Consider the following 8,842-nt stretch of genomic DNA (forward strand, 5'->3'; position numbering starts at 1 on the left):
ACACGCCTGTGCTTACGGCTGTGCGCGCTGCGCAACGCGTTGCGCCCTGTGGTGGCGCTGTGAGGCGGCGCACGAACACGTTTGCCCGGTGAGAAACCGGGGAGGCGCGGCCCGGAGCGATGCCGGTTACAGATTCAACTGTTCAGGACCGTGTGAGCCGTCCGCCGCGCATCGCTCCTGTCATTGCCGTCGAGACAAGAGGTACGCGTGTCATCCAGGCTTGAGGCCGAGCATCTGTACAAGGTGTTCGGCAGACGACCGGACCAGGCGGTCGCACGACTGCACAACAAAGAGACCGACCGGGAGGAGCTGCGCGCCGGCGGTACCACGGCGGCCGTGATCGACGCCTCGTTCACCGTGGAACCGGGCGAGATCTTCGTCGTCATGGGCCTGTCCGGCTCGGGCAAGTCCACCCTGCTGCGCATGCTGAACGGCCTGCTGGAGCCGAGCGCCGGCCAGGTGCGCTTCGGCGGGCAGGACCTGACCGCGCTGTCCGACCGGCAGCTGCGCGAGGTCCGCTCCCGAAAGATCAGCATGGTCTTCCAGCACTTCGCGCTCTTCCCGCACCGCAGCGTCCGCGACAACGCCGCCTACGGCCTGGAAGTGCAGGGCGTGCCCCGCGCCGAGCGCGAACGCCGCGCCGACGAGGCGCTCGCCCTGTGCGGCCTGGCCGGCTGGGAGGACTCCTGGCCCGACGAGCTGTCCGGCGGCATGCAGCAGCGCGTCGGCCTGGCCCGCGCGCTCGCCACCGACGCCGACCTGCTGCTGATGGACGAGTCCTTCAGCGCACTCGACCCGCTGATCCGCCGCGACATGCAGGACCAGCTGATCGAGCTGCAGAAGAAGCTGAAGAAGACGATCGTCTTCATCACCCACGACCTCAACGAGGCCATGCGCCTGGGCGACCGCATCGCGGTGATGCGCGACGGCCGCATCGTGCAGATCGGCACCGCGCAGGACATCCTGATCCGCCCCGCCAACGACTACGTCGCCTCCTTCACCCAGGACGTCGACCGCTCCCGCGTGCTGACCGCCGGCGCGGTGATGGAGCGCGAGGTCCGCGGCGACGAGGCCGACTGCGGCTGCGAGACCGCGACGCCCGACACGCCGTTCACCGACCTGTGCGCGATCAGCGCCCGCGTACCGCACCCCGTGGCGGTCCTCGACGGCGACCACGCGCTCGTCGGGGTGGTGCCCCGGCAGCGCCTCGTCGGCTTCCTCGGCGACGAGGAGGCCGATCCCGGTGTCTGCGACTCCCCGCGGGACAAGGGCGGCGAGAAGGTGATGGTCAGTGCCTAGGATCCCGCTCGGCGACTGGGTCAACACCGCGGTCGACTGGCTGCTCGCCAACGTGACCTGGCTGTTCGACTTCTTCAAGGCCGTCTTCACCGGTGCCTACGACGGCGTCAACGCCGCCCTCCAGGCGCCCGAACCGCTGCTGCTCGCCGGTATCTTCGCGGTGATCGCCTTCTGGCTGCGGGGCACCTTCGCCGGTGTCCTCACCTTCGCCGGCTTCGCCTTCCTGGACTCCCTCGAATTGTGGGAGGACTCGATGGTGACGCTGGCGCTGGTCATCGTCGCCACCGTCATCGCGCTGGTCATCTCGGTGCCGGTGGGCATCTGGGCGGCCCGTTCGGACCGGGTCAGCGCCATGGTCCGGCCGGTCCTGGACTTCATGCAGACGCTGCCCGCGATGATCTACCTCATCCCGGCGATCCTGTTCTTCGGGACCGGCCCCGCCCCGGGCATCGTCGCCACCCTGATCTTCGCGCTCGCCCCGGGCGTGCGCATGACCGAGCTGGGCATCCGCCAGGTCGACAAGGAACTCGTCGAGGCCGCGGAGGCGTTCGGCACCACCCCCCGCAACACCCTGCTGCGCGTCCAGCTCCCGCTGGCGCTGCCCACGGTGATGGCGGGCGTCAACCAGGTCATCATGCTCGGCCTGTCCATGGCCGCGATCGCCGGCATGGTCGGCACCGGCGGCCTGGGCGGCGCGGTCATCGAGGCCATCGGGCAGCTCAACATCGGTCTCGGCGCCGAGTCCGGCATCGCCATCGTCATCCTGGCGATCTACCTGGACCGCATGACCAGCGCCCTGGGCACCCAGGTCTCCCCGCTCGGCCGCCGCGCCGCCGCCAAGGCCCGCGCCGCCCAGGGGCTGAAGATCTGGTCCTACCGGCCCCGCCCGCAGGTCGCCGTGATCGGCGTCGTCGTCCTCGCCCTGGTGGCGGGCGGCATGGGGCTCTTCGGCGGCAACGGCGGCGGCACGGACACCGCCGCCGACGGCAAGAACGTCGGCGACGGCAAGAAGATCACCATCGGCTACATCCCCTGGGACGAGGGCGTCGCCTCCACGTACCTGTGGAAGGAGATCCTCGAGCGGCGCGGCTTCGAGGTCGAGGCCAAGCAGTTCGAGGCGGGTCCGCTGTACACCGCGCTCGCCCAGGGCAACATCGACTTCCAGACGGACGCCTGGCTGCCCACCACCCACGAGCCGTACTGGAAGAAGTACGGCGACCGGCTCGAGGACCTCGGCGCCTGGTACGACGAGACCTCGCTGGAGCTGACCGTCCCGGCGTACATGGAGGACGTCGACTCGCTGGAGGACCTCAAGGGCAAGGCGTCCCTCTTCGGCGGCGAGATCACCGGCATCGAGTCCAGCGCCGGCATGATGGGCCTGCTCAAGAGCAAGGTCCTCGAGGAGTACGGCCTGGACCAGGAGTACAAGGTCGTCGACAGCTCCACCCCCGCGATGCTGGCCGAGCTCAAGCGGGCCTACAGCAAGAAGGAACCGGTCCTCGTCACGCTCTGGTCACCGCACTGGGCGTACAGCGACTACGACCTGAAGAAGCTGGAGGACCCCAAGGGCGCCTGGGGCGAGGGCGACGGCGTGCACACGCTGTCCCGCAAGGGCTTCACCGACGACCACCCGCTCGTCGGGAAGTGGCTCGAGGACTTCTCGATGACCGAGGAGCAGCTCACCAGCCTCGAGGCCGAGATCAACAAGGCCGGCAAGGGCCGGCAGCAGGACGCCGTCCGCGCCTGGCTGGAGGACAACCCGGAGGTCGTCGACCAGTGGGCCCCGGTCGGCTCCGGTTCCGGCTCCGGCGCCACCCCCGCCGAGGCGAAGCGGCCGCTGGACGTGGCCTGGTTCCCCTGGGACGAGGACATCGCCATCACCTACCTGTGGAAGAACGTCCTGGAGCGGCGGGGCTACACGCTGAACCTGAAGCAGATGGACGTCGGCCCGGTCTACACCGGCCTCGCCTCCGGTGACCTCGACCTCAACTTCGACGCCTGGCTGCCGCACGCCCAGAAGAACTACTGGGACAAGAGCAAGGACGACCTCACCGACCTCGGCACCTGGTACGAGCCGACGTCCCTGGAGATCGCCGTCCCCTCCTACGTCAAGGACGTCAAGTCCCTCGAGGACCTCAAGGGCAAGGCCGACCTCTTCGACGGGCGGATCATCGGCATCGAGCCGGGCACCGGCGTGATGAACCTGCTCAAGTCCGACGTCCTGCCGGGCTACGGCCTGGACGAGGAGTACAAGGTCGTCGACGGCTCCACGCCGGCGATGCTGGCCGAGCTCAAGCGCGCCTACGCCAAGAAGAAGCCCGTCGCGGTCGTGCTCTGGTCGCCGCACTGGGCGTACGCCGAGTACGAGCTGACCAAGCTGAAGGACGGCAAGGGGCTCTTCGGCGAGGGCAACACGATCCACACGATCGCGAGCAAGAAGTTCCCCGAGCAGTACCCCGAGCTCACGAAGTGGATCAAGGGTTTCCGGATGAGCGAGGAAGAGCTCGCCACCCTGGAGCGCGAGATCAAGGACCGCGGCCAGGGCCACGAGGAGGAGGCCGTCGCCGCCTGGCTGGAGGAGCACCCGGACGTGGTGGAGCGGATGACCCCGCGGTAACGGACGCCGTACCGGCCGCTCCCCCGGGGGCGGGCCCCGCCGCGCACTCGACCGTGCGGCCGGGCCCGCCCCCGAGGCGTGTCCGGGGCCGGGCGGCGGACGCGGCCACGGTAGGAATCCGGACAACCACACACCGCTACGCCCTCCCCGGGACCTCCCCATGACCTGGAGCCGATCCGGGTGAACAATGGCGGGAACGCCCCGTATCGCGTGCGGGGGAACCGCACGACGGTCCGCTCGACGACTGGCGCGAAGTGGGGGGTCGGACCCGGCCCCGTGCGACGGCGACGTGGCAGGCGCCTGAAACGGTTTGCCGAACATGCGTAGGGTGCAGACAACCCCCGCGGGGGGACGTACGCCGGGACACCGGGCGCCGGGCGCGGGACGATGGGCGAAGGAGGGAGCCGAAGCGATGGGCGATCACAAAGAACAGCCCTTGCGGGTGGGCGCGGCGGTGCGGCGGCGACGCCGTGCGCTGGACCTCACCCTCGCCGTCGTGGCCGAGCGCAGCGGCCTGTCCGTACCCTTCCTGAGCCAGATCGAGAACGAGCGGGCGCGGCCCAGCCAGAACTCCCTGGAGAAGGTCGCCGACGCCCTGCGCACCACCGCCGTGGAACTCCTCGCCGCGGCCGACCCGGCGTGCAGCGTCGACGTCGTCCGTGCCGAGGGGGCCGGAGGCGAACCGGGGGTCGCCCCGCGGGTGCGCTCCCTGGTGCGCGGTCACCACCAGATGCACGCCTCCGAGTTCATCGGCGACCATGACGCGGGCCGCGAACTCCAGTTCCGCAACGACCAGTTGATGTACGTGGCGGACGGCGCCGTGGAGATCGAGGCGGAGGGGCGCGCCTACCGCCTGGGCCGCGGCGACACCCTGTACCTCACCGGGGGCGTCCGGCACCGCTGGCGTGCCACGGTCCCGGAGACGCGGCTCGTCGTCGTCGCCGTGGCCGAGCACATCGAGGCGGTGCGGGACGGACCGCGCCGGTGAGCGGCGTTCGGGTCGTCTCCCTCGTCCCGTCGCTGACGGAGGCCGTGGCGCTCTCCGCCCCCGGCCTGCTGGTCGGCGCCACCGACTGGTGCACGCACCCCGCGGGGCTGGACGTCGTCCGCGTCGGCGGCACGAAGAACCCGAAGACGGACCGGATCGTCTCCCTCGCCCCCGACCTGGTGCTCGCCAACGAGGAGGAGAATCGCGAGCCCGACCTGGCGGCCCTGCGCGCGGCGGGCGTCGAGGTGCTGGTGACGGAGGTGCGGACGCTGCCGCAGGCCTTCCACGAGCTGGCCGGGGTGCTCACGGCGTGCGGGGCGCCCTCGCGGCCCCGGTGGCTGGACGAGGCCGAGGCCGCCTGGGACGCCCTGCCCGCGCCGCCGGACCGCCGGACGGCGGTGGTGCCGGTCTGGCGGCGGCCCTGGATGGTGCTGGGCCGGGACACCTTCGCCGGCGATCTGCTGTCCCGGCTCGGCGTCGACCACCCGTACGCGGCCCATCCGGAGCGCTATCCGCGGATCCCGCTCGACGCGTTGCGCGCGACCGGCCCGGACCTCGTCGTGCTCCCCGACGAGCCGTACCGCTTCACCGCGGACGACGGGCCGGAGGCCTTTCCCGGGCTGCCCTGCGCCCTGGTCAGTGGCCGGCACCTCACCTGGTACGGGCCGTCGCTGGCCGAGGCGCCGGCCGTGCTGGGGCGGGCCCTGCGAGCAGCGCGCCGCTGACCAGGCCCCGCACGGTGTGCACCGCGGCGGTGGCCCAGGCGGCGAGCAGGACGGCGTACAGGACGAGCGTGAGCCCGTCGTAGGCGAGCAGTCCGGTGCGCCGGGCCAGCGCCTCGGCGCCGGTGACGCAGGTGCCGACCGGGAAGGTGAACGACCACCACGTCATCGAGAAGCGCATCCCCCGGCGCCGGGCCCGTACGACCAGGGCGCCGGCGAGGCAGAGCCACAGCAGCGCGAAGCCCATGACGGGCACCCCGTACAGGACCGCGAGCAGGCCGAACCCCTCGTCGTACGGCGCCGGCACGACACCGGGGGCGGCGTCGGCGAACGCGCCGACGGCGGTGGTGGACTGGCCGAGCGGCCCGAGCACCAGGAACAGCGTCGGGGTGAGCGCGAGGGGCGGTGGGCCGCCGGTGACCAGGCGGGCGAAGACCAGCGGCAGCATCACCAGGGTCGCGATCAGGCTGAGTCCGAACAGCGCGAAGCAGGCGAGCAGCAGCGTCAGCCGGGGCTGCCCCGGCGGCAGGTGGGGGACCAGGTGCGGTCCGAGGGCGGCGGACACCATGGGCGCGACCAGCGGCAGCAGCCACGCGGGTGTCGCCTGCTCCGGTGTGACCCGGTGGCGTACGGCCATGAGGTACGGGACGGCCACGGCGGCCACGAGCCCGACGGCCGTACCGGCGGTGAACAGCACGGCGTCGAGGGCGACGGCGGGACCGGTGCCGGTCCAGTCCCGCCCGACGGTGAGGGCGCCGCCGCCGACGGCCAGGAGCGCCATGGACAGGCAGCCGTAGAACGGGGCCGTGGCCGGGTCGAGCAGGTGGGCGCGGGCCCGGTCGCGATGATGGGCCCAGTGCAGGGCACGGGCGGCGAGCAGGGCCGCGAGGAGGACGAGGGACAGGGCCCAGACGGCGGTGAGCGCGGTGCGCAGCCCGGGCACGCGCACGGGCAGCGCGGCTCCGGAACCGGCCACGACGGCGGTGCCCATGACGCAGGCGTACCAGTTGGGTCCGAGGTGACGGACGGCCGTGGCGCGCGCGGGCCGTGCGGTGGCACGGGGGAGGGGAGGCCGGGAACGGGCTGTGACAACCATGGTCACACGGTCGTGCAGGGGCGGGGCGGTCACCAGGGAGCACCCCTCTATGGCGACATAAGCTGGTCTTATGAGCAGGACGGACGACCACGCCGACGACCGGCCACCGGCCACCGGATCCCTGGCCCACCGGGTGCCGGACCTCGGGGCGCTGGAGCTGCTGCTGGCGGTGGCGCGGCTGGGGAGTCTGGGCGGGGCGGCACGGGAGCTGGGCATCACCCAGCCCGCGGCGAGCAGCCGGGTCCGGTCGATGGAGCGGCAGCTCGGAGTGGCGCTGGTGGACCGCTCGCCGCGGGGCTCGCGGCTGACCGACGCGGGGGCGCTGGTCACCGACTGGGCGCGGCGGATCGTGGAGGCGGCGGAGGCCTTCGACGCGGGGGCGCAGGCCCTGCGGGACCGCAGGGACTCACGGCTGCGGGTGGCGGCGAGCATGACGATCGCCGAGTACCTGCTCCCGGGCTGGCTGATCGCCCTGCGCACCGAGCGGCCGGACACGGCGGTGTCGCTGCTCGCCGGGAACTCGGCGGCGGTGGCGCAGCGGCTGCTGTCGGGCGAGGCGGACCTGGGGTTCGTGGAGGGGCTCACCGCGCCGGCCGGTCTGGACTCCGTGGTGATCGCCCATGACCGGCTGATCGTCGTGACGGCACCGTCCCACGCCTGGGCCCGCCGCGGGCGCCCGCTCGCCGCGGAGGAACTGGCGGCCACCCCGCTGATCCTGCGGGAGACGGGCTCCGGCACCCGCCAGGTCCTGGACGCCGCCCTGGGCGGGCCGGCCCGCCCGCTGATCGAGCTGTCCTCCACGACCGCGGTGAAGGCGGCGGCGGTGAGCGGTGCCGGTCCGGCGGTCCTCAGCGAGCTGGCGGTGGGAGAGGAGCTGGCGATGCGCCGCCTGGTCCGGATCCCCGTGAATCGCATCGCGCTGGCCCGGGACCTGCGGGCGGTGTGGCCGACCGGCCACCGTCCCACGGGCCCGGCGCGGGACCTGCTGTCGCTGACCCGGGGGTGAGGGGCCCGCGTCCGCCGCTTCGGCCGGCCGTGGCGCCGGTGGCGGCGGACGCGGGCCGGGCGGACGGCGCTACCGGCGCGGCGCGTCCCGGCCGACGGCCGCGGCGGCCTCGACCAGGGCCCGCATCACCCTCACGTCGTCGCCCACCTCCGGGTGCCACTGGACGCCCAGGACCCAGGGGGCCGCCGGGAGCTCGACCGCCTCCACCGTGCCGTCCTCCGCGTGGGCCGACGGCACCAGGCCCCCGCCCAGGCGGTCCACCGCCTGGTGGTGGAAGGTCGGCACGGAGGCCTCCTCCGGGACGAGCCCGGCGTAGCGCGTGCCCGGCACCGGCTTGACCGGGTGGCGGCCGAAGACGCCCGGAACCTCGGCGTGGCCGTCGACGTGCTGGACGAGTGTGCCGCCGAGGGCGACGTTCAGCAGCTGCATGCCCCGGCAGATCCCCAGCAGCGGGAGACCGCGCTCCAGGGCCGCCTCGATCAGCGCGAGCTCCCAGGCGTCCCGCGCCCGCGCGGGCGGCCCGGTGCGCGGATCGGGCTCGGCGCCGTAGCGGACGGGTTCCACGTCCGGGCCGCCCGCGATCACCAGGCCGTCGAGCCGCGCCACCGTCGCCGCGGCGTGCTCCGGCGCGTCCGGCGGGAGCAGCGCGGCCAGTCCGCCCGCCCGCCGCACCAGCCGCGGATAGCCGGCGGGCAGCAGCACGGCGTCCAGCCGCCACACGCCCCAGCGCACGTCGGACTCCGCGTACGTGCTGATGCCGATCAGCGGCCCGGTCGCCATGTCGCGCGCCTTTCGTCCGTGTCGACCCCGGGACGACGTCGGCCCAGGGACGAGGCCGGTCCGGGACGAGGCCGGTCCCGGGACCACTCTGCCTCGGCCGCCGCCGGGACCGCGAACTCCTCCACCGGCGAGGCGGACGCGGAGAGCGCGGAGGGCGCGGAGGACTCGGAGGACGCGGACGGAAGGCTCACGGGGCGGCTCCCCACGAGGCGGCGACGAAGAAGGCAATGGCATGGATCCAGACCTTTGCGACTCCTCGCCTGTGTGGGACGGACGGCGGGGGCGCAGGACCCGTGCGCCGCGCCGCGGTGAACCCAGACCCCCTCGCCCCCCT

At 73.2% G+C, this 8,842-nt stretch carries 7 protein-coding genes; 5 read left to right on the forward strand and 2 right to left on the reverse strand.

All coding sequences use genetic code 11. From position 1 onward, the window contains the following. Positions 1 to 207: 207 nt before the first annotated feature. The 4 genes from B7L92_RS25475 to B7L92_RS25490 all read left to right on the forward strand — a co-directional run bounded on the left by B7L92_RS25475 (position 208) and on the right by B7L92_RS25490 (position 5,629). Positions 208 to 1,299 carry a quaternary amine ABC transporter ATP-binding protein gene (locus B7L92_RS25475; protein WP_004990348.1) on the forward strand — a complete coding sequence of 364 codons (1,092 nt, stop codon included), beginning with the start codon at positions 208 to 210 and terminating at the stop codon, positions 1,297 to 1,299. Further along, the gene (locus B7L92_RS25480) at positions 1,292 to 3,916 is read left to right on the forward strand and encodes an ABC transporter permease/substrate binding protein (RefSeq protein WP_081239742.1); all 2,625 of its coding nucleotides are present in this window, start codon (positions 1,292 to 1,294) and stop codon (positions 3,914 to 3,916) included. The genes B7L92_RS25475 and B7L92_RS25480 overlap by 8 nt, the downstream gene beginning before the upstream one ends. A 412-nt stretch (positions 3,917 to 4,328) precedes the next feature. Continuing rightward, positions 4,329 to 4,904, forward strand: coding sequence for a helix-turn-helix domain-containing protein (locus B7L92_RS25485; protein WP_081239743.1), 576 nt, complete (start codon positions 4,329 to 4,331; stop codon positions 4,902 to 4,904). Beyond that, complete coding sequence (locus tag B7L92_RS25490; protein WP_081239744.1) at positions 4,901 to 5,629, forward strand: helical backbone metal receptor; 729 nt, start codon at positions 4,901 to 4,903, stop codon at positions 5,627 to 5,629. Before B7L92_RS25485 ends, B7L92_RS25490 begins: the two co-directional genes overlap by 4 nt. Here B7L92_RS25490 and B7L92_RS25495 read toward each other — a convergent pair. Beyond that, entirely contained in the window at positions 5,556 to 6,722 is a 1,167-nt protein-coding gene (locus tag B7L92_RS25495) for a TDT family transporter (protein WP_081239750.1), read from the reverse strand. The genes B7L92_RS25490 and B7L92_RS25495 overlap by 74 nt on opposite strands. A 70-nt stretch (positions 6,723 to 6,792) precedes the next feature. Here B7L92_RS25495 and B7L92_RS25500 point away from each other — a divergent pair, with 70 nt between their 5' ends. After that, complete coding sequence (locus tag B7L92_RS25500) at positions 6,793 to 7,728, forward strand: LysR family transcriptional regulator (protein WP_081239745.1); 936 nt, start codon at positions 6,793 to 6,795, stop codon at positions 7,726 to 7,728. 69 nt (positions 7,729 to 7,797) lie between these two features. Here B7L92_RS25500 and B7L92_RS25505 read toward each other — a convergent pair whose 3' ends face one another. Further along, positions 7,798 to 8,508 carry a gamma-glutamyl-gamma-aminobutyrate hydrolase family protein gene (locus tag B7L92_RS25505; RefSeq protein WP_081239746.1) on the reverse strand — a complete coding sequence of 237 codons (711 nt, stop codon included), beginning with the start codon at positions 8,506 to 8,508 and terminating at the stop codon, positions 7,798 to 7,800. Positions 8,509 to 8,842: the final 334 nt, after the last annotated feature.

Source organism: Streptomyces viridosporus (assembly GCF_002078235.1).
Classification (GTDB): Bacteria; Actinomycetota; Actinomycetes; order Streptomycetales; family Streptomycetaceae; genus Streptomyces; species Streptomyces viridosporus.